General features: G+C 59.2%; 19 protein-coding genes and 2 tRNA genes. 9 read left to right on the top strand and 12 right to left on the bottom strand.

Translation table 11 applies throughout. The annotated features are described in order from the left end of the window. Positions 1-466 precede the first annotated feature (466 nt). From M2400_RS15035 to M2400_RS14995, 9 genes are all read left to right on the top strand, one after another. Entirely contained in the window at positions 467-1,873 is a 1,407-nt protein-coding gene (locus M2400_RS15035) for a polynucleotide adenylyltransferase PcnB (protein WP_259196547.1), read from the top strand. Positions 1,874-1,877: 4 nt separating this feature from the next. After that, positions 1,878-2,363: a 2-amino-4-hydroxy-6-hydroxymethyldihydropteridine diphosphokinase gene (gene folK, locus M2400_RS15030; RefSeq protein ID WP_177078861.1), complete on the top strand. Its 486-nt coding sequence runs from the start codon at positions 1,878-1,880 to the stop codon at positions 2,361-2,363. A 364-nt stretch (positions 2,364-2,727) separates the two neighbouring features. After that, on the top strand, positions 2,728-3,528 hold the full coding sequence (panB, locus tag M2400_RS15025; protein WP_177115770.1) for a 3-methyl-2-oxobutanoate hydroxymethyltransferase: 801 nt from the start codon (positions 2,728-2,730) through the stop codon (positions 3,526-3,528). After that, a complete protein-coding gene (panC, locus tag M2400_RS15020; RefSeq protein WP_177042227.1) occupies positions 3,525-4,376 on the top strand; it encodes a pantoate--beta-alanine ligase in 852 nt (283 codons plus the stop codon). Before panB ends, panC begins: the two co-directional genes overlap by 4 nt. A gap of 224 nt (positions 4,377-4,600) precedes the next feature. Then, the gene (pgi, locus tag M2400_RS15015; protein WP_177042225.1) at positions 4,601-6,265 is read left to right on the top strand and encodes a glucose-6-phosphate isomerase; all 1,665 of its coding nucleotides are present in this window, start codon (positions 4,601-4,603) and stop codon (positions 6,263-6,265) included. A gap of 183 nt (positions 6,266-6,448) precedes the next feature. Beyond that, positions 6,449-8,386, top strand: a complete 1,938-nt coding sequence (gene acs / locus M2400_RS15010; protein WP_259196545.1) for an acetate--CoA ligase — start codon at positions 6,449-6,451, stop codon at positions 8,384-8,386. A gap of 6 nt (positions 8,387-8,392) precedes the next feature. Beyond that, on the top strand, positions 8,393-9,268 hold the full coding sequence (locus tag M2400_RS15005; RefSeq protein WP_177115773.1) for an oxygenase MpaB family protein: 876 nt from the start codon (positions 8,393-8,395) through the stop codon (positions 9,266-9,268). 43 nt (positions 9,269-9,311) lie between these two features. Next, entirely contained in the window at positions 9,312-10,328 is a 1,017-nt protein-coding gene (locus tag M2400_RS15000) for a class I SAM-dependent rRNA methyltransferase (protein WP_259196533.1), read from the top strand. 108 nt (positions 10,329-10,436) lie between these two features. Beyond that, positions 10,437-13,370, top strand: a complete 2,934-nt coding sequence (locus M2400_RS14995) for a DUF748 domain-containing protein (protein WP_259196532.1) — start codon at positions 10,437-10,439, stop codon at positions 13,368-13,370. A gap of 275 nt (positions 13,371-13,645) precedes the next feature. On the opposite strand, the gene M2400_RS14990 is transcribed toward M2400_RS14995, so the two are convergent. The 12 genes from M2400_RS14990 to tpiA all read right to left on the bottom strand — a co-directional run bounded on the left by M2400_RS14990 (position 13,646) and on the right by tpiA (position 24,831). Then, complete coding sequence (locus M2400_RS14990) at positions 13,646-14,266, bottom strand: BON domain-containing protein (RefSeq protein ID WP_177042215.1); 621 nt, start codon at positions 14,264-14,266, stop codon at positions 13,646-13,648. Positions 14,267-14,562: 296 nt separating this feature from the next. Continuing rightward, entirely contained in the window at positions 14,563-16,668 is a 2,106-nt protein-coding gene (pnp, locus tag M2400_RS14985) for a polyribonucleotide nucleotidyltransferase (protein ID WP_177042213.1), read from the bottom strand. 194 nt (positions 16,669-16,862) lie between these two features. Then, positions 16,863-17,132, bottom strand: coding sequence for a 30S ribosomal protein S15 (rpsO, locus tag M2400_RS14980; protein ID WP_003176135.1), 270 nt, complete (start codon positions 17,130-17,132; stop codon positions 16,863-16,865). 115 nt (positions 17,133-17,247) lie between these two features. Beyond that, positions 17,248-18,165 carry a tRNA pseudouridine(55) synthase TruB gene (truB, locus tag M2400_RS14975; RefSeq protein WP_003212182.1) on the bottom strand — a complete coding sequence of 306 codons (918 nt, stop codon included), beginning with the start codon at positions 18,163-18,165 and terminating at the stop codon, positions 17,248-17,250. A 3-nt stretch (positions 18,166-18,168) separates the two neighbouring features. Then, the gene (rbfA, locus tag M2400_RS14970) at positions 18,169-18,570 is read right to left on the bottom strand and encodes a 30S ribosome-binding factor RbfA (protein WP_003212184.1); all 402 of its coding nucleotides are present in this window, start codon (positions 18,568-18,570) and stop codon (positions 18,169-18,171) included. A 159-nt stretch (positions 18,571-18,729) separates the two neighbouring features. Continuing rightward, positions 18,730-21,252, bottom strand: coding sequence for a translation initiation factor IF-2 (infB, locus tag M2400_RS14965; RefSeq protein ID WP_177042211.1), 2,523 nt, complete (start codon positions 21,250-21,252; stop codon positions 18,730-18,732). A gap of 27 nt (positions 21,253-21,279) precedes the next feature. Further along, a complete protein-coding gene (nusA, locus tag M2400_RS14960; protein WP_003212187.1) occupies positions 21,280-22,761 on the bottom strand; it encodes a transcription termination factor NusA in 1,482 nt (493 codons plus the stop codon). A gap of 47 nt (positions 22,762-22,808) precedes the next feature. Continuing rightward, entirely contained in the window at positions 22,809-23,267 is a 459-nt protein-coding gene (gene rimP / locus M2400_RS14955) for a ribosome maturation factor RimP (protein WP_003235029.1), read from the bottom strand. A 140-nt stretch (positions 23,268-23,407) separates the two neighbouring features. After that, a tRNA-Met gene (locus M2400_RS14950) sits at positions 23,408-23,484 on the bottom strand. A gap of 96 nt (positions 23,485-23,580) precedes the next feature. After that, positions 23,581-23,666, bottom strand: a tRNA-Leu gene (locus M2400_RS14945). 21 nt (positions 23,667-23,687) lie between these two features. Then, on the bottom strand, positions 23,688-24,071 hold the full coding sequence (gene secG / locus M2400_RS14940; protein ID WP_026078118.1) for a preprotein translocase subunit SecG: 384 nt from the start codon (positions 24,069-24,071) through the stop codon (positions 23,688-23,690). 4 nt (positions 24,072-24,075) lie between these two features. Continuing rightward, complete coding sequence (tpiA, locus tag M2400_RS14935; RefSeq protein WP_010174326.1) at positions 24,076-24,831, bottom strand: triose-phosphate isomerase; 756 nt, start codon at positions 24,829-24,831, stop codon at positions 24,076-24,078. Positions 24,832-24,881: the final 50 nt, after the last annotated feature.

The following is a 24,881-nucleotide window of genomic DNA, read 5'->3' as shown; positions in this document are numbered from 1 at the left end:
TCACGCATAACAAAAACAACACGGCGGAGGCGCAGCTAACTGATTCTTTTGGAGAGGCGTTGCATTTGGGGCTTGCCCCGCAACCAGGCCGAGAACAACAAAAACTGCCCTAAGGCAGAGCCTGAACTGGTTGGATCGTAGATCAGCAACACAGCGACCAAAGCAATCCGTTTGCTCTTGGCTCCCGATTGGGAGTGTCATGAAGGTGAAGCTTCATGGCGAGGGCGATCAACAAAAACAAGAAGCCCGAAACCAATAATAAAAATAGAGCACGCAACTACTTCTGGGGGAGCTTCGGCTCCCCTTGTAGTTTCTGCGATTTGGCGCTTGCCCCCCTTCTTTTTAAGCTTCTGGCTCAAGCCTTGCAGCTAGTTCCTACACCATCCCCTGACTAAATGCTAGAATCCCCGCCCATCATGCGGTCATTCTTCGTTATGGCCGAACATTCCTTCAAACAGTGCATCCCATGCTGAAGAAGTTGTTCCAGTCATTCCGTTCTCCCTTGCGTCGTACGCAACACAAACGCAGCACGCCTGAAGTGCTCAATAGCAGCCAGCATTCGCTGCAACGCGCCCAGTTCAGCCGTTATGCGGTGAACATCGTCGAACGTTTGCAGAACGCCGGCTACCAGGCTTACCTGGTTGGCGGTTGCGTGCGCGACATGTTGCTCAATATCACTCCCAAGGATTTCGACGTCGCCACCAGCGCCACGCCGGAACAGGTGCGTGCCGAATTCCGCAATGCGCGGATCATCGGTCGGCGCTTCAAGTTGGTGCACATCCACTTCGGTCGCGAGATCATCGAGGTCGCGACCTTCCGCGCCAACCACCCGCAAAACGATGAAGAAGAAGACACTAACCAGTCTTCCCGCAATGAAAGCGGACGCATCCTGCGGGACAATGTCTACGGCACCCTGGAAGAAGACGCGCAACGCCGCGACTTCACCATCAATGCCCTGTATTACGACCCGGTCAGCGAGCGCATCCTCGATTACGCCAATGGCGTACACGACATCCGCAACAACCTGCTGCGACTGATCGGCGACCCGACGCAACGCTACCAGGAAGACCCGGTACGGATGCTGCGGGCCGTGCGCTTTGCCGCCAAGCTGAACTTCGGGATCGAGAAACACACGGCCGCGCCGATTCGCGACCTGGCACCGATGCTGCGGGAAATCCCGTCGGCCCGGTTGTTCGAAGAGGTGCTCAAGCTGTTCCTCTCCGGCTATGCCGCCGACACCTTCGAAATGCTGGTAGACCTGCAGTTGTTCGACCCATTGTTCCCGGCCAGCGCCGAAGCACTGGAGTACAACCCGACCTACACCCACACGCTGATCAGTGAAGCCTTGATCAACACAGACCTGCGCATCAAGCAGAACAAACCGGTCACCCCGGCGTTCCTGTTTGCCGCCCTGTTGTGGCCAGCGCTGCCAAAACGTGTGATGCGCCTGCAAGACCGTGGCATGCCGGCGATTCCGGCCATGCAGGAAGCGGCTCACGAGCTGATCGCCGAGCAATGCCAGCGCATCGCCATTCCGAAACGCTTCACCATGCCGATCCGCGAGATCTGGGACATGCAGGAGCGCCTGCCACGCCGCAGCGGCAAACGCGCCGACCTACTCCTGGACAACCCGCGCTTCCGGGCCGGCTACGACTTCCTGCTGTTGCGCGAAAGCGCCGGCGAGCAGACTGACGGCCTGGGCGAATGGTGGACCGACTATCAGGACGCCAACGACAGCCAGCGCCGCGAGATGATCAAAGAGCTCGGCAGCAAAGGCGAAGCCAGCGGCGATGGGCCGAAAAAACGTCGCCGTAGCAGTGGCAGCAAGCGCAAACGCAGCGCTGGCGATGCCTCGAGCGCCTCTGGCGAGTAAGCCCGTGGAACGTATCTACATCGGCATGGGCAGCAACCTGGCGGCCCCTGAACAACAATTGCGCCATGCCGTCGAGGCCTTGGCGCAATTGCCAAACACCACGCTGGCGGGCGTCTCTGCCTTCTATCAAAGTGATTCCCTGCTCCCGGGCCAACCGCGTTACACCAATGCGGTCGCGGCCCTGGACAGCGCCCTCGCGCCGCTGGAACTGCTCGATGCGCTGCAAGCCATCGAGAATGACCAAGGCCGCGAGCGCCTTGAACGCTGGGGCCCGCGCACCCTGGACCTGGACATCCTGGTATTCGGCGACCGGCTGATCGATGAGCCGCGCCTGAAGGTGCCGCACTATCAAATGCACCTGCGGGCATTCGTGCTTTACCCGCTGGCAGAACTGGCTCCCGCCGGCCTGCAACTGGCCGATGGCCGCTTGCTGAGTGACCTGCTCCACGCCTGCCCGTTTGTCGGCCTGGAACGCCTGCCGGAGGCCTGACACGATCATGTGGGAGCTGGCTTGCCTGCGATGCAGACGACCCGGTGCATCAGGTATGTCGCGGTGATGCAATCGCAGGCAAGCCAGCTCCCACAGTGATCTGCGGCGCCTTTGAATACACCGGTGGACCTGCTGAATCGCATCAGTAACAGCGGTAACACCCCGGCCGTAACAATGCGGTAACACATCCAATTGACTTCCAGAGTTCTCCTCACGACTATAGGCGTCCCGCTGCCGCCTACCCGGCGCTAAAGGGCGCAATCCAGGCCTTATAAGCACTGATCCTTAAGAAAGTGCGCCTGTATAAACGAAGACTCACGCGCGTTACTCGCTGTTTCCAAGCGCCTGAATGAGGACCCTTTTCATGCCAAACGTTACCCTTAGCACCTTGCAGAGCCTCAAGCTCAAAGGTGAAAAAATCACCATGCTGACCAGCTACGACGCCACTTTTGCCCAGGCCAGTTGCCAGGCTGGCGTTGAAGTGCTGCTGGTGGGGGACTCCCTGGGAATGGTCCTGCAAGGGAATGACAGCACCCTGCCCGTGACCACCGATGACATCGCCTACCACACCGCCTGCGTCAAACGCGGTAACGAGGGCGCATTCATCATTGCCGACCTGCCCTTCATGGCCGACGCCACCATCGAACAGACCCTGACCAACAGCGCCAAGCTGATGCGGGCCGGTGCGCACATGGTCAAGGTTGAAGGTGCGGCCTGGCTCGCCGAGTCGATCCGCTTGCTGGCCGAACGCGGCGTGCCAGTTTGCGCACACATGGGCCTGACGCCGCAGTCGGTCAACATCCTCGGCGGTTATAAGGTACAAGGCCGCGGCGAAGCCCAGGCGCGCCAGATGCGCGCGGATGCCATCGCCCTTGAGCAGGCCGGCGCGTGCATGATTTTGCTGGAGTGCGTGCCGAGCGAATTGGCAGCGGAAATCACCCAGGCGGTCAAGGTACCGGTGATCGGTATCGGCGCAGGCGCTGACACCGACGGCCAGGTTCTGGTAGTGCACGACATGTTGGGCCTGTCCCTCTCCGGCCGCGTACCCAAGTTCGTGAAAAACTTCATGACGGGCCAGGACAGCATTCAATCGGCCATCGCCGCCTATGTCAGCGAAGTCAAAGCCGTCACCTTCCCGGGCGCCGAACACGGATTCTCTGCATGAACACCGTCAAGACCGTGCGCGAACTGCGCGCCGCCGTCGCCCATGCCCGCAGCGCGGGCAAACGCATCGGCTTTGTGCCCACCATGGGCAACCTGCACAGCGGCCATGCGACGCTGGTGACCAAAGCCGCGCAACAAGCGGACTTCGTGGTGGCGAGCATTTTCGTCAACCCGCTGCAATTCGGCGCCGGCGAAGACCTGGACAAATACCCACGCACCCTCGCGGCCGACCAGGAGAAACTGCTGCAGGCCGGCTGCAACCTGCTGTTCGCCCCGACCGTCGACGAGATGTACCCCGACGGCATGGCCGGCCAGACGCGCGTCAGCGTGCCGCAACTGTCCGAAGGCCTGTGCGGCGCCAGCCGTCCCGGGCATTTTGAAGGCGTGGCCACGGTGGTCAGCAAGCTGTTCAACATGGTCCAGCCGGACCTGGCGATCTTTGGCCAGAAGGACTACCAGCAACTGGCGGTGATTCGCGCCATGGTTCATGACCTGAACATGCCGATCCAGATTATCGGCGAGCCGACCGTACGCGCCGACGATGGCCTCGCGCTGTCGTCGCGCAACGGTTACCTCACCGAGGAGCAGCGCGCCATCGCACCGGTGCTGTACCGCAGCCTCAGCCAGATTGCCGCAGCGATTGAAGCAGGTGACCGCGACTTCGCCAAACTGCGTGCCGCACAGGTCCAGCAGATCGAAGCGGCAGGTTTTCGCATGGATTACCTGGAGGTCCGCCAGGGCCTGCACCTGCGCCCGGCCACCGCTGACGACAAGGATGTAGTGATTCTGGTCGCCGCCTACCTGGGCGCCACCCGGCTCATCGACAACCTGCATTTGCACCTGAACTGACCCCGCGACACACCCCGCCTGTTGCACTGCCTGATCGGCCGGTATAAAAAAGTACCGGCCACAGCGCAGACAAAGCCAAGACAGATCGACACGCTAGGTTTAATGTATTCGCCCTACGCTATTGGTTGGCGTCGACCTGAGCCTGTCATCTTCACAAAGACAGGACATTCCCGGCTTTGAAGTGTCCTACAGCAGTCCCAGCAATAAAAAGGAAACCCGCAGCGATGGCGTACTACCGCACTCCTCATGACGTTACCGCTCTGCCCGCCTGGCAAGCGCTCAATCAACATCGCCAAGCCATGCAGGATTTCAGCATGCGCGAAGCCTTTAATGCCGACCCCCAGCGCTTTACCGAATTCACCTTGAGCAGCTGCGGGCTTTTCCTCGATTACTCGAAAAACCTGATCACCCGCGAAACCCGCGACCTGCTGGTGGGCCTGGCCAAGGAAGTCGACCTTCAGGGCGCGATCAAGTCGCTGTTCAACGGCGAGCCGGTCAACTCTTCCGAAGGCCGCCCGGCGCTGCACACCGCGCTGCGTCGCCCGGTGGGTGACAAGCTGTCGGTCAACGGCGTGAACATCATGCCGGACGTGCACAAGGTGCTGAACCAGATCACTGACCTGGTCGGCCGCATCCACGACGGCCTGTGGCGTGGCTACACCGAGAAGCCGATCACCGACGTGGTGAACATCGGTATCGGTGGCTCGTTCCTCGGCCCGGAGCTGGTCTCCGAAGCGCTGTTGTCCTACGCCCACAAAGGCGTGCGCTGCCATTACCTGGCGAACATCGACGGCAGCGAGTTCCACGAGCTGACCATGAAGCTGCGCGCCGAGACCACGCTGTTCATCGTCTCGTCGAAATCCTTCAACACCCTCGAAACTCTGAAAAACGCCCAGGCCGCCCGCGCCTGGTACCTGGCCCAGGGTGGTTCGGAGGCCGAGCTGTATCGCCACTTCATCGCCGTATCGAGCAACAACGCGGCCGCCGTGGCCTTCGGTATCCGCGAAGAAAACATCTTCCCGATGTGGGACTGGGTCGGCGGTCGTTACTCGCTGTGGTCGGCCATCGGCTTGCCGATCGCGCTGGCCATCGGCATGTCCAACTTCAAGGAGCTGTTGTCCGGTGCCTACACCATGGACCAGCACTTCCAGACCGCACCGTTCGAAGCGAACATGCCGGTGCTGCTGGGCCTGCTGGGCGTGTGGTACGGCAACTTCTGGGGCGCGCAGAGCCACGCGATCCTGCCGTACGACCACTACCTGCGTAACATCACCAAGCACTTGCAACAGCTGGACATGGAATCCAACGGCAAGAGCGTGCGCCAGGACGGTACGCCGGTTTCCACCGACACCGGCCCGGTTATCTGGGGCGGCGTAGGCTGCAACGGCCAGCACGCTTACCACCAGCTGCTGCACCAGGGCACCCAACTGATCCCGGCCGACTTCATCGTGCCGATCGTCAGCTTCAACCCGGTCTCCGACCACCATCAGTGGCTGTACGCCAACTGCCTGTCCCAGAGCCAGGCACTGATGCTCGGCAAGACCCGCGCCGAAGCTGAAGCTGAACTGCGCGACAAAGGCATGGCCGAAGCTGAAGTAGAGAAGCTGGCGCCGCACAAGGTGATCCCGGGCAACCGTCCGAGCAACACCATTGTGGTTGAGCGCATCAGCCCTCGCCGTCTCGGCGCGCTGGTGGCCATGTATGAGCACAAAGTGTTCGTGCAGAGCGTCATCTGGGGTATCAACGCCTTCGACCAATGGGGCGTGGAGCTGGGCAAGGAGCTGGGCAAAGGCGTCTACAACCGCCTGACCGGCACTGAAGAACAGCCTGCGGACGATGCGTCCACCCAGGGGTTGATCAACTACTTCCGCGGCCGTCACCGCGGTTGATGGTATCAGCACTACAATGAGGGTCTGAACCTGCGGGAGCGGACCCTTGTAGGAGCTGGCTTGCCAGCGATGCAAACACCTCGGTGAAACTCAATACCGAGGTGATGCAATCGCTGGCAAGCCAGCTCCTACGAGGGTCGCAAAGCTCCCCTCTTGTCGCAAAAACAAGAATAAGGATCCCTCATGTTCGATATCAGCACGTTCCCCACCGCCGATGCCGTCCGCCGGGCTGCGCAACTCAGTCAAGAGGACTACCAGCGCCTCTACCGCCAATCCGTCGAGCAACCCGACACCTTCTGGGCCGAGCAGGCCAAGCGCTTTCTCGACTGGACCACGCCTTGGCAGACCGTCCAAAAGTCCGACATCAAGACCGGCGCCGCCCAATGGTTTGCCGGAGGCCAACTGAACGTCAGCTACAACTGCATCGACCGTCACCTGGCGCAACGCGCCGATCAGCCGGCCTTCATCTGGGAGGGCGATGACCCTGCGACATCCTCCAAAATCACCTACCGCCAACTCCACCAAAACGTCAGCCGCCTGGCCAATGTGCTGAAAAGCCGTGGCGTGAAGAAAGGCGACCGGGTGTGCATCTACATGCCGATGATCCCCGAAGCGGCCTACGCAATGCTGGCCTGCACGCGGATCGGCGCGGTGCATTCGGTGGTGTTTGGTGGCTTCTCGCCAGACGCCCTGCGCGACCGCATTCTCGACGCCGATTGCCGCACGGTGATCACCGCCGATGAAGGCGTGCGCGGTGGCAAGCCGGTGGCGTTGAAACAGAATGTCGACAAGGCCCTGGCCAGTTGCCCGGGCGTCAGCACGGTGCTGGTGGTACAGCGCACCGGCGCGACGGTCAATTGGACCGAAGGCCGCGACCTCAAGTATCAACAAGCCCTGGACGCGGTCAGCGACGACTGCCCGCCCGAGCCGATGGAGGCGGAAGATCCGCTGTTTATCCTCTACACCTCCGGCAGTACCGGCAAACCCAAAGGCGTGCTGCACACCACCGGTGGCTACCTGCTGCAAGCCGCGATGACCTTCAAGTACGTGCTCGATTACCGCGACGGCGAGGTGTTCTGGTGCACCGCCGATGTCGGCTGGGTGACCGGCCACAGCTACATCGTCTATGGCCCGCTGGCCAATGGCGCGACCTCGCTGATGTTCGAAGGCGTGCCGAGCTACCCTGACAGCTCACGGTTCTGGCAGGTGATCGACAAGCATCAAGTCAATATCTTCTACACCGCGCCCACCGCCTTGCGCGCGCTGATGCGGGAAGGCCACGGCCCGCTGGAAAAAACCTCCCGCGCCAGCCTGCGCCTGCTCGGCAGCGTCGGCGAGCCGATCAACCCGGAAGCCTGGGACTGGTACTTCAACGCGGTCGGCGAACAACGCTGCCCGATTGTCGACACCTGGTGGCAGACCGAAACCGGCGGCATCATGCTCAGCCCGCTGGTCAGCGCCCAGCGCATCAAGCCCGGCTGCGCCACCCAACCAATGTTTGGCGTGGTACCGGTGCTGCTCGATGAGCAAGGCAAGGAAATCAGCGGCGCCGGCAGCGGCGTGCTGGCGATCAAATCGAGCTGGCCGGGGCAGATCCGCAGCGTGTACGGCGACCCGCAGCGGATGATCGACACCTATTTCAAACCCTACCCTGGTTACTACTTCACTGGCGACGGCGCGCGGCGTGACGAGGACGGCGACTACTGGATCACCGGGCGCATCGATGACGTGATCAACGTGTCCGGGCACCGTATCGGCACCGCCGAGGTGGAAAGCGCGCTGGTGCTGCATGACCAGGTCGCCGAGGCCGCAGTGGTGGGCTACCCCCACGACCTCAAGGGCCAGGGCATCTATGCCTTCGTCACGCCCATGAATGGCGTCGAACCCGACGATGCGCTGAAAAAGCACCTGCTGGACCTGGTGAGCAAGGAAATCGGCAGCTTCGCCAAGCCCGAACTGATTCAATGGGCGCCGGCCTTGCCGAAAACCCGCTCTGGCAAGATCATGCGACGGATTTTGCGCAAGATTGCCTGCAACGAACTGGACAGCCTGGGGGATACGTCCACTCTCGCCGACCCGAGCGTAGTGGACGGCCTGATCGACAAGCGCCTCAACCGATAGGAACCCATGGAATTCATTCGCAGCCGCATCGAAAACCAGCTGATGAGCCTGACCGGCTTGTCGCTGGGCCAACTCGACCTGGAAAACCCCAAGGGTGATCCAGGTCTCTTCGGGCCGAACTCGGTGAGCTGGAAGGTCCATGGCGACTTCAGCAGCATGTTGATTGGCGGCATCAGCGCCTTGATGTTGCAGGCATTGCACCCGCTGGCGCTGGCCGGCGTGTGGGACCACTCGAACTTTCGGCAGGACATGCTGGGGCGTTTACGGCGCACCTCGCAGTTTATTTCCGGCACCACATTTGGTTCGCGGCGGGACGCCGAATGGCTGATCGAGAAAGTGCGCACCATTCACTTGCAAGTGGTCGGCCATGCACCGGACGGACGGCCCTACGCCGCCAGCGATCCCGAACTGTTGACCTGGGTGCATGTGGCGGAAGTCAGCAACTTTCTCGCGGCCCACCTGCGTTATCGCAACCCGGATTTATCCCCAAGGGATCAAGACCGGTACTACAGCGAAATCGCCTTGGTGGCCGAGCAACTGGGCGCCCGCCATGTGCCGCGGTCACGCCAGGAAGTTTCCGATTACCTTGAGCGTATTCGCCCGCAACTGCTGTGTGACGAACGCAGCCACGAAGTGCTGCGCCTGCTGCTCAATGCGCCGTCCCCGAGCACCTTGGCCAAGCCGTTCGGCGCGCTGATGATGCAGGCCGGCATCGACCTGCTGCCGGACTGGGCCAGCGACATGCTTGGGCAGAAGCAAAGCCCGATGCAACGCCAGATGATCCGTGCCGGAGTCAAGCGCAGCGCGCCCTTGCTGCGTTGGGCCATGCGCAATGGTTCGGTGCAACGGGCCCACAGGCGAATGGGCCTGCTGGAGCCATAACTGTTAAACTCCCGCGCCCCAATGACCCTGCAAGGCGCGCGTTATGTCTTCCTTGAATCAGGCGCTGCGCGCCGCCCTCGATCATCGCCAGGACTTGCTTGCCGAGTTGCATGCCCAAGGCACCGACTGCTATCGCCTGTTCCACGGCAGCCAGGAAGGCGCCGGCGGCCTGACTATCGACCGTTATGGCCCGCAACTGCTGGTGCAGAGCTTTCACCAGTCACTGGAAAGTGACGATCTGTTGCACCTGCACCAGGCGATCAACCAGCACCTGGGGTTGGAGTTGCTGCTGGTCTACAACGACCGCTCCCGGGGCAACTCGCGCATCGACCGTGAAGACACGGTGTACCGCGCAGAACCTGCGGCCCTGGAAGACCTGATCGGCCATGAATGGGGCCTCAATTACCGCGTGCGCGGTCGGCATGCCGGGCAAGACCCATTGTTGTTCCTCGACCTGCGCAACACCCGCGGCTGGGTCAAGGCCCACAGCGCCGGCAAAAGCGTGCTGAACCTGTTTGCCTACACCTGCGGCGTTGGCCTGAGCGCCGCTGCCGGTGGCGCCCGCGAGGTGTGCAACCTGGACTTCGCCGAAGGCAACCTGGCGGTGGGCCGTGAAAACGGTCAGCTCAATCCGCAATTGCCGACGATGGAATTCGTGCAGTCGGACTATTTCCCGGCAATCCGCCAGTTGGCCGGCCTGCCTATCAGCCAGCGGCGCGGGCAGAAACTGCCGAGTTATCCGCGCCTGGATCAACGCCAATACGACCTCGTGCTGCTCGACCCGCCCGCCTGGGCCAAGAGCGCCTTCGGCACCGTCGACCTGCTGCGGGATTACCAGAGCCTGCTCAAGCCTGCGCTGCTGGCCACTGCCGATGACGGCGTGCTGATCTGCTGCAACAACCTGGCAAAAGTCAGCATGGAAGACTGGCGCGACCAGGTCCTGCGCTGCGCCGAAAAGGCCGGCCGCCCGGTGCGCGACTGGCAGGTCATGACACCCGGCGCAGACTTCCCGTCACAAGACCAGCAACCACCACTGAAGACCCTGATCCTGCAGCTGTAAGACTTGTCCTAAAAGGTCCCGGGCGCACTAATAAAGGCCCGGCTCTTCGGAACCGTAAACCCGTGCCATACTCCAAGGCACTCTTGAACGACATAGATGGCGTCACATATGCCCAAAGGATTGATTCGCGCCGCTGGCGCCTTGCTGACCGCCCTTGCCCTGTACAGCTTGCTGGGCTTCCTTATTCTCCCGGGTATTGCCCTTCGCGTGGCCAACCAACAGTTGGCCAATTACGCCACTGTGCCGGCGCATATCCAGCGTATCGAGCTCAACCCGTTCAGCCTCGAATTGACCGTGTGGGGCCTGAATATCGGTGAGCCCGGCAAGGAGCAAGTGGCCTTTGAGCGCCTCTATGCCAACCTGCAGGTCGACAGCCTGTGGACCCGCGCCCTGCACCTGGCCGACGTACAACTCGACAAGCCGAAGACCGAGCTGCTGTTCGATAAATCCGGCCAGCTCAACCTGGCACAGCTGTTCAAATTGCCGGCCAGCGAACCGACGCCAACCGATCCGGACGCCAAACCATTCCCGCTGCGTATCGACAGCATCAAGCTGGCGGGCGGCTATGTGCACTTCCAGGATTTGCGCCCTAGTGAGCCGATCGAGTTTCTCTACGACAAACTGGATTTCGAGCTGAAAAACCTCAGCACGCTGCCCGATGACAACGCCGATATGACCTTGGTGGCCGCTGGCCCTGAAGGTGGCCAGATCGATTGGACCGGCAACTTCAGCCTTATTCCGATTGCCTCCGAAGGCAAACTCAAGGTTACCGACGGCAAGATGAAAGTCTGGTGGCCGTATGTGCGTGACGCGGTGCCGCTGGTCCTGGAAGACGGGGTTCTCAACTTCAGCACCGACTACAAGCTGAGCCTGGCCAAGGAAACCGAGCTGAACCTGACCAACGTCGCCCTGAGTGTCGCGCCGTTTGCGATCAAGGCACCGGATGGTCGCCAACTGGCCCGTCTGGAACGCCTGGACGTCAGCGAGACCACGGTCGACCTGGCCAAGCAACAGGTGATCGTCGGCAAGATTCGCAGCAACAAGCTCGAAACCTGGGCGGCCCTTGAGGCCGATGGCCAACTGGATTGGCAGAAGCTGTTTGCCAGCCAGCCTGGCAAGCCTGCAACCGCACCCGAGCCGGCTACCGCCCCCGCCGCCGCTGATTCGCCAAAGCCGGCACCGGCAGCGCCAAGCAAACCTTGGCAAGTGCTGCTCAAGGACGTGCAGTTGCGCAACTATCAAGTGCATCTGGCGGACCGCTCGGCCAAACCGGCAGTCGCCCTGGAAGTCGGCCCGCTTAACCTCGACCTGCAGGATTTCGACAGCCTCAACCAGAGCCCGTTTACGCTCAAACTCGATACCGGCGTGGGCAAACAAGGCAAGCTGCAGGCCACCGGCCAGGTCAACCTGAGCCCGGTCAGCGCCAAGTTGAAAGTGGATACCAAGGACATCGACCTGCGCGTCGCCCAGTCCTACATCAGCCCGTTTATCCGTCTGGAACTGCGAAGCGGCATGCTCGGCAGCAACCTCGACGTGAATCTGAAAAGCACCGAGCCCCTGGCGTTCCAGGTGACTGGCCGGGCACAGGTCGATCAGTTGCACACCCTGGACACCATGAAGACCCGCGACTTCCTGAAGTGGCAGCGGTTGGTGCTCGAAGGCGTGAATTATCAACATGGCGACAGCCTGTCGATCGACAAGGTCAACCTGTTCCAACCCTACGCACGCTTCATGATCAACGATGACCGCACCACCAACATCGATGACCTGCTGATTCCACAGCCGGCCAACAGCGCCAGCAAATCCGCCGCCAAACCTGCGGCCGGTAAAGAAAAGCCCTTGGGCATTCGTATTGGTCAAATTGCGATCAACGATGGTTCGGCCAACTTCGCCGACTTCAGCCTGACCCCGAACTTCGCCACCGCCATCCAGCAGCTCAACGGCCAGATCGGCACCATCGACAGTCGTCAGGCCAAGCCGGCAAGCGTCGACGTCAAGGGCAAGGTCGACCGCTATGCGCCGGTCACCATCAAGGGCAGCGTGAACCCGTTTGATCCGATGGCCGCGCTCGATATCGCCACCAGCTTCAAACGGGTCGAACTGACCACCCTGACGCCGTACTCGGGCAAATTCGCCGGGTTCCGCATCCGCAAGGGCCGGCTCAACCTGGACCTGCATTACGTCATCACCAAGGGGCAGTTGAAGGCCGAGAACAAGGTGGTGGTGGAGCAACTGCAGTTGGGCGAGAAGGTCGACAGCGCAGACGCCGTGGACCTGCCGATTCGCCTGGCGATTGCCCTGCTCAAGGACTCCGACGGCAAGATCTCCATTGAGCTGCCGGTAACCGGTGACTTGAACAACCCGCAATTCAGCGTGATGCCGATTGTCTGGCAGACCCTGCGTAACCTGGTGGTGCGCGCGGCTACAGCGCCGTTCAAGTTTATTGGCGGCCTGATTAGCGGTGGCGGCGCCCAGGACCTGGGCAACGTGTCATTCGCTGCAGGTTCCAGCGAACTGAGCAAGGACTCCCAGTCGGCCCTGGACAGCCTGTCCAAAGCCCTCAAGGAGCGCCCTGCCCTGCGCCTGGAAATCGAAGGCACTGCCGCTGCCAGCAGTGACGGCCCGCTTTTGGCCGCACAACGGCTGGAACGTGAATACCAGTACAACTACTACAAGATCCTTCAGCGCCGTGGCGATAAAGTCCCGGCACAGGCGTCGCTGCTTGAAGTCCCGGAGAAGGAAAAGGCGCCGTTGCTGGAAGGCATCTACCGCACCCGCTTGAAACTGCAGCCACCGCCCGAGTGGAAAAACCTGAGCAGCGATGAGCGCACAGCCAAGCTGCGGGACGGTGTGATCAAGTTCTGGAGTGGCAGCGACGTGCTGCTACGCCAACTGGGCCAGGACCGCGCCAGCGCGATCAAGGACTACCTGGTGGACAAGGGCCAGCTGGAAGATGACCGGGTTTACTTTATCGATGCAAACCTGGGTGAAGCCGAGAAAGATGGTCGGGTGGTGACACCGATGCATCTGGATGCCGAGTAACTCAAACGATGGAGATCCCCTGTAGGAGCGAGCTTGCTCGCGAAGGACGTCAACGATAACGCGTGCTTTCTGAGTCAACGTGTCGTCCTCAGGCTTTTCGCGAGCAAGCTCGCTCCTACAATTTCCCCCCGCAATAGAACAGGCCCCAGCACAAGTGCCGGGGCCTGTAATGGCCACATCCGTGTGGCCGGTCGCATGAACCTGTGAGGTGCATTGAGCGGATATCTAGACTCGCTCGTGGCCGCCTCCGCCTAGTTCAGGCGATTCGTTAAGCGTTACTCTGCTTTCAGGCCATCGGCCGATACAGCTTTAACGCCTTTGATTTTCTTGGTGATATTCACCGCGGTAGTTTTCTGAGCTTCAGTGACCGCTGCGGTCGAAGACAGGGAAACTACGCCTTTGTTGGTTTCGACTTTGATGTCGGTGCCAGGAATACCTTTCTCGGTTACCAGGTCAGCTTTCACCTTGGTGGTAATCCAGGTATCGGAAGTAGTTTCTTTAGCGCCAGCAGCTGCGCTTTTGGTTTTGTCGACGTTGTCAGCCTTGGTCGCGCCGCCAGCCATCAAGCCGTCAGCCGAAACTGCGGTTACACCTTTGATTTTCTTGGTGATCGCTACAGCAGTGGCTTTCTGCGCGTCGGAGATAGCAACTGTGGAGGACAGGGAAACCACACCTTTGTTGGTTTCAACCTTGATGTCCGAACCAGGAATGCCTTTCTCGGTCAGCAAGTCGGATTTAACTTTGGTGGTGATCCAAGTATCCGAAACGCTTTCTTTAGCCTTGGTGGCTTCACCAGCCGCCAGTGTCATTGGAGCTTGGGAAGTCTGAGCAAAGGCCACGTTAGCACCCATGGCCAGGGTCAGAGCGGTAGCAGTAGCGAGAGCGAACTTCTTCATACGAGTAACTCCTGTTTTATTAAAAGTCTGCAGTGTGTGAACCTTGATGCTGCAGCGTTAACAGGGTTATTGCAGGCAGTGTGCCAAGTCTCACACCAAAACTAAATCCTTATAAAACAACAACTTATAAAACAGTCTCATTTTCGGAATCGTGCAACTTGCATGAAGTCGATCGTGCCTGCATGCAAGTTGCGGCTTTGGGATTTTAGTAAGCACCTGATTTTCCGGCACTTTCCCGCAGGCATAAAAAAAGGACTCCGAAGAGTCCCTTTTTTCAGCTGGCAGCGACGGGGTGATTAAACGCCCGAAGCCTTGGCTGCTGCTACGTCCTTGATGGACAGCTTGATACGGCCGCGGTTGTCCACGTCCAGTACCAGCACTTCCACTTCCTGGCCTTCTTTCAGGATGTCGGTCACTTTCTCAACACGAGCGTCGCTCAGCATGGAGATGTGAACCAGACCGTCCTTGCCTGGCAGGATGTTGACGAATGCGCCGAAGTCGACGATGCGCTCAACCTTACCGACGTAGATCTTGCCGATCTCGGCCTCAGCGGTGATACCCAGAACGCGCTGACGTGCCGCTTCAGCCGCTTCCTTGGTTTCGCCGAAGATCTTGATCGAGCCGTCGTCTTCGATGTCGATCGAAGCCTTGGTCTCTTCACAGATCGCACGAATGGTCGCGCCGCCTTTACCGATAACATCACGGATTTTATCGGTGTCGATTTTCATCGCGATCATGGTCGGAGCATTTTCCGACAGTTCGGTGCGGGACTGACCAATGATCTGGTTCATCTGGCCGAGGATGTTCAGGCGCGCTTCCAGGGCTTGGCCCAGAGCGATTTCCATGATTTCTTCGGTGATGCCCTTGATCTTGATGTCCATCTGCAGCGCGGTAACACCTTTGGCGGTACCGGCTACCTTGAAGTCCATGTCGCCCAGGTGGTCTTCGTCGCCCAGGATGTCGGTCAGGATGGCGAACTTCTCGCCTTCTTTAACCAGACCCATCGCGATACCGGCAACGGGTGCCTTCATCGGAACGCCGGCGTCCATCAGAGCCAGGGAAGCACCGCAGACCGAAGCCATGGAGCTGGAACCGTTGGACTCGGTGATTTCCGACACAACACGAATGGTGTACGGGAACACGTCGGCGGCAGGCAGCATGGCTGCAATCGAACGACGGGCCAGACGGCCGTGACCGATTTCGCGACGGCCGGCACCACCCATGCGACCACACTCACCTACCGAGAACGGAGGGAAGTTGTAGTGCAGCATGAACGGGTCTTTTTTCTCGCCTTCCAGGGTGTCCAGCAGCTGTGCGTCACGGGCAGTACCCAGTGTTGCAACAACCAGGGCCTGGGTTTCGCCACGGGTGAACAGGGCCGAGCCGTGGGTTTTTGGCAGAACGCCGACTTCGATGTTCAGCGGACGTACGGTGCGGGTGTCGCGGCCGTCGATACGTGGCTTGCCGTTAACGATATTTTCGCGAACGGTGCGGTATTCGATTTCGCCGAAGGCTGCTTTGACTTCGCTGGAGGAAGGCTGGCCTTCTTCACCGGACAGCTTGGCAACAACCTGGTCCTTCAGTTCACCCAGGCGAGCGTAACGGTCGGCCTTGATGGTGATGGTGTAGGCGTCGGAGATCGCAGCACCGAACTCGGAGCGGATATCGCCCAGCAGTGCGGTAGCTTCAGGCGCAGGAGCCCAGGTCCAGGTTGGCTTGGCAGCTTCAGCAGCCAGTTCTTTAACAGCGTTGATCACAACCTGGAACTCGTCGTGAGCAAACAGTACCGCGCCCAGCATCTGGTCTTCGGTCAGCTCTTTGGCTTCCGATTCAACCATCAACACGGCTTCCGAAGTACCGGCAACGACCATGTCCAGGCTCGAAGCTTTCTGTTGTTCGTAAGTCGGGTTCAGCAGGTAGCCGGTGCTTTCGTGGAAAGCAACGCGAGCTGCGCCGATCGGGCCATCGAAAGGAATACCGGAGATGGCCAGGGCAGCCGAGGTACCGATCATCGCAGCGATGTCCGGATCGGTCTTCTTGCTGGTGGAAACGACGGTGCAGACAACCTGCACTTCGTTCATGAAGCCTTCTGGGAACAGCGGACGGATCGGACGGTCGATCAGTCGGGAAGTCAGGGTTTCTTTCTCGGAAGGACGGCCTTCACGCTTGAAGAAACCACCAGGGATCTTACCGGCAGCGTAAGTCTTTTCCTGGTAGTGAACGGAAAGAGGGAAGAAGCCTTTGCTTGGGTCAGCGGTCTTGGCGCCTACAACGGTCACCAATACGGTGACGTCGTCGTCAACGGTGACCAGCACTGCGCCGGAGGCTTGACGGGCGATACGGCCTGTCTCGAGGGTAACGGTCGACTGACCGAACTGGAATTTTTTGATAACCGGGTTCACGGTGTCCTACCTTCTTTGTGGCTCTTGGGGAACTTGTCTTCTTGCGAAATTCTTGGGCAATGTCGGGAATCGGCCCAACGCCTGTCCAGGGTAAAACGTGTATCCAGATAAAACTTGAGGCTGGAAGCCTGCCATGGGCCAGCGGGAAACCCACTGACACACGACAGCCAACCAACCTCTAGCGCAATCGCTTATTAGCGACGCAGACCCAGGCGACCGATCAGAGCCTGATAACGACCCAGATCCTTGCCTTTCAGGTAGTCCAGCAGCTTACGACGCTGGTTTACCATGCGGATCAGACCACGACGGGAGTGGTGATCTTTACCGTTGGCCTTGAAGTGACCTTGCAGCTTGTTGATGTTGTGGGTCAGCAGTGCAACTTGCACTTCTGGCGAACCAGTGTCACCAACAGCTTGCTGGTAGTCAGCTACGATTTGAGCTTTTTCTTGAACGTCGAGAGCCATGAGGCAATCCTTTTTTCAGGAAACCATCCAAAGGACGGTTTCAACAGGCCAGGGACAAATCCCTGTATCTAAAAATGAGTAGTGACCGTGCCTGTTAACAGCCACCCTCGTTCGGTCATTCTGACCGAATCAGTCGACGCGGCGCGATGCGCCCGTCTTCGCTCACTTCACCGATACCGATAAAGCGACCGTTGTGATCTTGTACCCGCACCATGCCGAACTTCGGGGCATCCGGTGCACGTACCGGCTGGCCGTTAAGCCAGTAGAACGCGCTGTGCTCCGAGAAGTGCAGCAGTGGCCAATCCAGCAAACCGCTGTCCGATGGCATCAGGAAGCGATCAACCGCTTCGTTGCCGCCTTCGGCATGTACCGCTTCCAGCTCTTCCAGCGTGACCGTCTGAGCCAGGGTGAAAGGTCCGGCCTGGGTGCGTCGCAGTTCTGCAACGTATGCGCCACAGCCTAGTTGCTCACCGATATCTTCCACCAGGGTACGGATATAGGTGCCTTTGCTGCAGTCCACCGCCAATCGGGCAGTGTCGCCTTCAGCGGCGAGCAATTCCAAGCGCGCAATAGTAACAGAACGCGGTTCGCGCTCCACCACTTCACCTGCACGTGCCAGCTTGTAAAGAGGCTGGCCATCACGCTTCAAAGCCGAGTACATCGGCGGTATCTGACTGATTTGCCCACGAAAAGCAGGTAAGGCAGCCTCGATATCAGCACGACCAACGGTCACCTCGCGAACCTGCAAAACATCACCTTCGGCGTCTGCCGTGGTGGTGGTCTTGCCCAGTTGCATCAGGGTTTCATAACCCTTGTCGGAATCGAGCAGGTATTGCGAAAACTTGGTGGCCTCGCCGAAACACAAAGGCAATACGCCGGTGGCCAAGGGATCGAGGCTGCCGGTGTGCCCTGCCTTCTCGGCATTGAGCAGCCAGCGGACCTTCTGCAACGCCGCATTGGAGGTAAAGCCAATGGGCTTGTCGAGCAGAATGATGCCGCTGACGTTACGACGGATACGTTTGACCTGAGCCACCGATTACTCCTTGGCGTCTTCAGGCGTGGCGGATTCCGGGTGCTGATTGTCTTCAGCCACGGCCCGCTCGATCAGTGCCGACAGGTGCGCGCCACGCACGACGCTTTCGTCGTAGTGGAAGTGCAACTGTGGAACGCTGCGCAGCTTCATTTCACGGGCCAGCTGCATCCGCAGGAAGCCTGCGGCAGAGTTGAGCACCTTGATGCTTTGCGCGATTTCTTCGCTGTTGTCCTGGCCCATCACGGTGATGAAGATCTTGGCGTGACCAACGTCACGGCTGACTTCAACGGCGGTGATGGTGACCAGGCCAACACGGGGGTCTTTTACTTCACGACGGATCAGTTGGGCCAGCTCGCGCTGCATCTGATCGCCGATACGTTGGGTACGGCTGTATTCTTTTGCCATGTCTTGTTACCTGTTACTGCCACACGGTGAAACCCGTGGGGTCTGAAAGCGGCAAACGCCCGGCCTGACAAAAGCCAGACCGGGCGTTGCGTTTAGAGTCCGGACGCTGCGCCAGGCATTTGCATGCCGGGGCGCCGCGTGGCCCTTGAAGTGCGCGAGTTAGAGGCTGCGAGCAACCTGGACCTTCTCGTAGACTTCGATCTTGTCGCCAGCCTTGACGTCGTTGTAGCTCTTGACGCCGATACCGCATTCCATGCCGGCACGTACTTCGGAAGCGTCATCCTTGAAGCGGCGCAGGGATTCCAGCTCGCCTTCGAAGATAACGATGTCTTCACGCAGTACACGGATTGGACGGTTACGGTGCACAACACCTTCGATAACCATGCAACCGGCGATCGCGCCGAATTTCGGCGAGCGGAACACGTCACGCACCTCGGCCACACCCAGGATGTTCTCCCGGACGTCGCTGCCAAGCATGCCGGTGAGGGCTTTCTTGACGTCTTCGATGATGTCGTAGATGACGTTGTAGTAACGCATGTCCAGGCCTTCCTGCTCGACGATCTTCCGTGCGCCAGCATCGGCACGCACGTTGAAGCCGAACAGTACAGCGTTGGAAGCCAGTGCCAGGTTGGCGTCGGATTCGGTGATACCACCCACACCGCCACCGACAACACGCACTTGCACTTCGTCGTTACCCAGGCCGTTCAAGGCGCCGTTCAACGCTTCGAGGGAACCACGAACGTCAGATTTGAGGACGATGTTAAGCGTCTTCTTCTCTGCCTGGCCCATGTTCTCGAAGATGTTTTCCAGCTTGCCGGCGTGAGCACGGGCCAGCTTGACTTCGCGGAACTTGCCTTGACGGAACAGAGCCACTTCACGGGCTTTCTTCTCGTCCGACAGCACGCTCATCTCGTCGCCAGCGTCCGGGGTACCGTCCAGGCCGAGGATCTCGACAGGGATGGAAGGACCGGCTTCCTTGATTGGCTTGCCGTTCTCGTCGAGCATGGCACGTACACGGCCGTAGTTCGAACCGACCAGCACCATGTCGCCTTGGCGCAGGGTACCGTCTTGAACCAGAACGGTTGCAACCGGGCCACGACCTTTGTCGAGACGCGATTCAACCACAACACCACGACCCGGGGCCGATGGGGTTGCTTTCAGTTCGAGTACTTCGGCTTGCAGCAGAACAGCTTCAAGCAGTTCGTCTACACCGGTACCGACTTTCGCCGAAACCGAAACGAACGGCGTATCACCGCCCCACTCTTCGGAAGTTACGCCGTGAACCGACAGTTCGCTACGGATGCGATCGAGATCGGCGCCCGGCTTGTCGATTTTGTTCACTGCAACTACCAGTGGAACACCAGCGGCCTTGGCGTGCTGGACAGCTTCAATGGTCTGCGGCATTACGCCGTCGTCCGCTGCAACTACCAGGATCACGATGTCGGTCGCCTTGGCACCACGGGCACGCATGGCGGTAAACGCGGCGTGACCAGGGGTGTCGAGGAAGGTAACCATGCCGCGTTCGGTTTCAACGTGGTATGCACCGATGTGCTGGGTGATGCCGCCGGCTTCGCCTGCAGCTACCTTGGCACGACGGATGTAGTCGAGCAGCGAGGTCTTACCATGGTCAACGTGGCCCATTACGGTCACGACTGGCGCACGGGAGAAGGTCTCGCCTTCAAACTTCAGGGACTCTGCCAGGGAATCTTCCAGGGCGGTGTCGCTGACCAGGGTCACTTTGTGGCCCAGCTCTTCAGCAACCAGTTGGGCAGTTTCCTGATCCAGTACCTGGTTGATGGTGGCTGGAGTACCCAGCTTGAACATGAACTTGATGATTTCAGCAGCCTTGACCGACATCTGATTGGCGAGATCGCCAACAGTGATGGTCTCGCCGATCTGCACATCACGCACGACAGGGCCGGTTGGGCTCTGGAAACCGTGGGCGTTGCGTTTCTTCAGCTTGGCCTTGCCACGACCACCGCGGCGGAAGCTGTCGCTTTCTTCGTCGGTAGTACGTGGAGCAACACGTGGCGCTGGCGCCTTCTCTTTGACCGAAGCACGATGCGGAGCGTTTTTACGCTCACCATCGCCACTGCCACGACGATTGTTATCGTCGGCACGTGGTTTGTCCGGGCGACGAGGTTCTTCGCGTTTGCGAGTGTCGGCTGCAGGAGCAGGCGCGGCGGCAACCGGAGCGGCCTCACGAACAGCTTCTACAGGCGCGCTAGGCGCAGCAACGGCCTCAGTGTTAGCAGGTTGCGCAGCAGCAGGCTGGCGACGCGCTTCTTCTTCGGCGCGACGCTTGGCTTCTTCTTCAGCCTTCTGACGAGCAGCATTTTCTACTGCGCGACGTTCTTCCAGTTCGCGTTTGCGCTCGGCTTCGATTTCTTCCGGGCTGCGCTGTACGAAGACTTTCTTCTTGCGTACTTCAACGCTGATGCTCTTGCTACCAGCAACACGCAGGGTGCTGGTGGTTTTGCGCTGCAATGTAATCTTGCGCGGTTCTTCCACTTTCGCCTTGTGGCTGCTCTTCAAGTGAGTCAGCAAAGACTGCTTCTCACTATCGCTCACACCTTCATCGGCGGCGGTGTGCGGCAGACCTGCCTCACGCATCTGCTGCAACAGGCGCTCTACCGGTGTTTTGACCTCATCGGCCAGTTGTTTCACCGTGACTTGCGTCATGCACTTCTCTCCTCAGGCCGCGCCTAATTACTCGAACCAATGGGCTCGGGCGGCCATGATCAACTTGCCGGCACGATCATCGTCAATGCCGTCGATGTCGAGCAGGTCGTCAATAGACTGCTCGGCCAGGTCTTCGCGGGTAATTACGCCGCGCACCGCCAGTTCCATCGCCAAATCCTTGTCCATACCCTCAAGCGAGAGCAGGTCTTCGGCCGGATGGGCGTCTGCCAGCTTTTCCTCAGTAGCGATGGCTTTAGTCAACAAACGATCCTTGGCCCGAGCGCGAAGCTCGTTGACGGTGTCTTCGTCAAAGCCGTCGATGTTGAGCATTTCTTCCAACGGTACGTAGGCAATCTCTTCCAGGCTGGTGAAGCCTTCATCTACCAGCACCTGTGCCAGGTCTTCGTCGACTTCCAGCTCGTCGATGAAGTTGCGCAGGATGTCACCGGTTTCTGCTTGCTGCTTAGCCTGGATGTCCGATTCGGTCATCACGTTCAGGGTCCAGCCGGTCAACTGGCTGGCCAAACGTACGTTCTGACCACCGCGACCGATGGCCTGAGCCAGATTGTCTGCGCCAACGGCGATGTCCATTGCATGGGCATCCTCGTCAACGATAATTGCCGCCACTTCAGCAGGCGACATTGCGTTGATCACGAACTGCGCCGGATTATCGTCCCACAGGACGATGTCCACACGCTCACCGCCCAATTCGCCCGACACTGCCTGGACGCGCGAACCGCGCATACCAATGCAAGCGCCTTGCGGGTCGATGCGTTTGTCCTTGGAGCGGACCGCGATCTTGGCGCGCGAACCCGGATCGCGGGACGCAGCCATGACTTCGATCAGGCCTTCGGCAATTTCCGGCACTTCGATGCGGAACAACTCAATCAGCATTTCCGGCGCGGTACGCGACAGGATCAGCTGTGGGCCGCGGTTCTCGGTGCGGATTTCCTTGAGCAGCGCACGCAAACGCACGCCAACCCGGAAAGTTTCGCGGGAAATGATGTCTTCGCGAGCCAGCAACGCTTCAGCGTTGTTGCCCAGATCGACGATCACGTTGTCGCGGGTGACTTTTTTCACGGTGCCGGAGATGATTTCCCCCAGGCGCTCGCGATAGGCGTCAACGACTTGAGCGCGCTCGGCTTCGCGGACCTTCTGCACGATGACTTGCTTGGCAGTCTGTGCAGCGATGCGGCCGAACTCGATGGATTCAATCTTTTCTTCGACGACATCACCGACCTGGGCGCCAGGATGCGTTTCAGCAACCTTGCTCGGCCAGGTTTCGATGGCCGGATCATCAAGATCGGCTTCTTCGACGACCGTCCAGCGACGGAAAGTCTCGTAGGCACCGGTGTGGCGGTTGATTTCCACACGCAGATCAACTTCGTCTTCAAAACGCTTTTTGGTAGCAGTGGCCAGGGCCAGCTCCAGCGCTTCAAAAATCACGTTTGCCGGTACGCCCTTTTCATTGGATACCGACTCAACAACCAGCAGTACTTCTTTGCTCATCGTACGCCTCGCCTTTCGCAAGCCATTGGATCCGCGGGATCCGCGTCTCAGTCAAAACTGGGAATAATGTTGGCCTTGTCGATCATATCGATCGGCAACAGGAACTCATGGTCTTCTACCTGCACCACGACGTCCTGTTCTTCTACACCGCGCAGAAGGCCCTGAAAGTTGCGTCGCCCTTCAAAGGGAGAGCGCAGCTTGATCTTCACTTGTTCACCGGCAAATTTTGCAAACTGATCAATAGTGAACAGTGGGCGTTCCATGCCAGGCGAGGAAACTTCGAGGGTGTATTCAACGGAGATCGGATCTTCAACATCCAGGACACCGCTGATCTGACGGCTGACAATGGCACAATCGTCCACCAGCACGCCGCCCTCTTTATCGATATAAACGCGCAACATTGAGTGGCGACCTTGAGCCGAAAACTCAATACCCCAGCATTCATAGCCTAGGGCCACGACCACCGGGGCCAACAAGGCCTGCAACTCTTCTAGCTTGCTCGACACCTGAACCCCCTCGTGCATGTATGTGCATGCTGTGCAAAATAAAAAAATGGGCGAAACGCCCATCCTTGAAACGCCGTCGAACAGCGGCGTTGAAAGTGTCCAGCTAACAAAAAGCCCCTTAAAAGGGGCTCCGCTAAAACTGGTTGCGGGGGCCGGATTTGAACCGACGACCTTCGGGTTATGAGCCCGACGAGCTACCAGACTGCTCCACCCCGCGACAAAGCTGGGGCGGAAGTATACGACCGATCCCTTACAGGGTCAATGTAACCTTCCACCTACAAGAAAGCCCGCAACAGCGGGCTCTCCTGATAATTGGTACCGAGAAGGGGACTCGAACCCCTACACCCTATGGGCACAACCACCTCAAGGTTGCGTGTCTACCAATTCCACCACCTCGGCAATACAGCGTTTACAACCTTCTTACTTCTGCTCTTGAGCTGGAGGCACGTCAGTCGCTGGAGTAGCCGACTTTTGCTCTTGAAGCACCGGGACATCATCAGAAGCCGGTTTTGCTTTTGGTACTTCCAACACTGCTGGGTTTGGGAGACCTACTTGAGTCAGCACATGAGCTTTCTCTTTAGCAAAGTAACCTAACCCCAAGCTGGTTATGAAGAAACCGGCGGCAAGTATAGCAGTAAACTTACTAAGAAAGGTAGAGGAACCTTGGCTTCCGAACACAGTATTTGAAGCACCTGCCCCGAAAGACGCACCAGCGTCCGCACCTTTACCCTGCTGCAGCAAAACCAGAGCAACTACGCCCAGTGCACCCAGCAGATGAAAAACAACGATGACTGTTTCCAGCATTTTTTCAGTTTCCCGCGGCGCGACAAATCGCACCGAACTCATCTGCATTCAGGGAAGCTCCACCAATGAGCCCCCCATCGATATCCGGCATGCCGAACAGTTCGACCGCATTGGCCGCCTTCACGCTGCCGCCGTATAGAAGCCGCACACCTCGTGCGACCTCAGAATTCTCTGCCGCCAACTGCGCGCGGATGGCTGCGTGCACATCCTGCGCCTGTTGCGGCGAAGCAGTCAGCCCGGTGCCAATGGCCCAGACCGGCTCGTAAGCAATTACTGCATTTGCAAAAGCACCCACTCCCAGCTCCTCGATGATGCTGCCCAGCTGACGCCCGACAACCTCAAGAGTTTTACCGGACTCACGCTGTTCAAGGGTCTCCCCTATGCACAACACCGGAATCAAGCCACAAGCCTGTGCCGCCGCGAATTTGCGATTGAGTGTCCCATCACGCTCGCCCATGATCTGGCGACGCTCGGAGTGCCCGACAAGCACCAGGGAACAACCCGCATCAACCAACTGACTCGGTGCAATCTCACCGGTCAATGCACCTTGCATGGATTCCACCGCAGAGTTCTGCGCGCCGACCTGAATCGACTTGCCTTTCAAGCCATCAATCACTTGATTGATATACAAGCAAGGCGGGAATACCGCGACATCAACACCGCCAGGCAAGGCCAAATGACGAAGGCCGTTGATCAGCTCAGCGACACTGGCGCGGGTACCGTGCATCTTCCAGTTACCAGCTACCATAGTGCGACGCATGCTGTACCTCGTCGGTCAAAGTGGGCGCAGATGTTACCCAACCACATCAT

The organism is Pseudomonas sp. BIGb0558, assembly GCF_024807515.1.
GTDB classification, from domain to species: Bacteria; Pseudomonadota; Gammaproteobacteria; order Pseudomonadales; family Pseudomonadaceae; genus Aquipseudomonas; species Aquipseudomonas yamanorum_A.
Note: the sequence above shows the minus strand (reverse complement) of the source record. Positions and strands in the feature narration are given on the sequence as shown.

What these genes read in the sequence shown, in the direction of transcription:
- M2400_RS15035 (WP_259196547.1), top strand. Translation starts at nt 467, where the DNA reads ATGCTGAAGAAGTTGTTCCAGTCATTCCGTTCTCCCTTGCGTCGTACG.
- panB (WP_177115770.1), top strand. Translation starts at nt 2,728, where the DNA reads ATGCCAAACGTTACCCTTAGCACCTTGCAGAGCCTCAAGCTCAAAGGT.
- panC (WP_177042227.1), top strand. Translation starts at nt 3,525, where the DNA reads ATGAACACCGTCAAGACCGTGCGCGAACTGCGCGCCGCCGTCGCCCAT.
- pgi (WP_177042225.1), top strand. Translation starts at nt 4,601, where the DNA reads ATGGCGTACTACCGCACTCCTCATGACGTTACCGCTCTGCCCGCCTGG.
- acs (WP_259196545.1), top strand. Translation starts at nt 6,449, where the DNA reads ATGTTCGATATCAGCACGTTCCCCACCGCCGATGCCGTCCGCCGGGCT.
- M2400_RS15005 (WP_177115773.1), top strand. Translation starts at nt 8,393, where the DNA reads ATGGAATTCATTCGCAGCCGCATCGAAAACCAGCTGATGAGCCTGACC.
- M2400_RS15000 (WP_259196533.1), top strand. Translation starts at nt 9,312, where the DNA reads ATGTCTTCCTTGAATCAGGCGCTGCGCGCCGCCCTCGATCATCGCCAG.
- M2400_RS14995 (WP_259196532.1), top strand. Translation starts at nt 10,437, where the DNA reads ATGCCCAAAGGATTGATTCGCGCCGCTGGCGCCTTGCTGACCGCCCTT.
- M2400_RS14990 (WP_177042215.1), bottom strand. Translation starts at nt 14,266, where the DNA reads ATGAAGAAGTTCGCTCTCGCTACTGCTACCGCTCTGACCCTGGCCATG.
- rpsO (WP_003176135.1), bottom strand. Translation starts at nt 17,132, where the DNA reads ATGGCTCTCGACGTTCAAGAAAAAGCTCAAATCGTAGCTGACTACCAG.
- rbfA (WP_003212184.1), bottom strand. Translation starts at nt 18,570, where the DNA reads ATGGCAAAAGAATACAGCCGTACCCAACGTATCGGCGATCAGATGCAG.
- infB (WP_177042211.1), bottom strand. Translation starts at nt 21,252, where the DNA reads ATGACGCAAGTCACGGTGAAACAACTGGCCGATGAGGTCAAAACACCG.
- nusA (WP_003212187.1), bottom strand. Translation starts at nt 22,761, where the DNA reads ATGAGCAAAGAAGTACTGCTGGTTGTTGAGTCGGTATCCAATGAAAAG.
- secG (WP_026078118.1), bottom strand. Translation starts at nt 24,071, where the DNA reads ATGCTGGAAACAGTCATCGTTGTTTTTCATCTGCTGGGTGCACTGGGC.
- tpiA (WP_010174326.1), bottom strand. Translation starts at nt 24,831, where the DNA reads ATGCGTCGCACTATGGTAGCTGGTAACTGGAAGATGCACGGTACCCGC.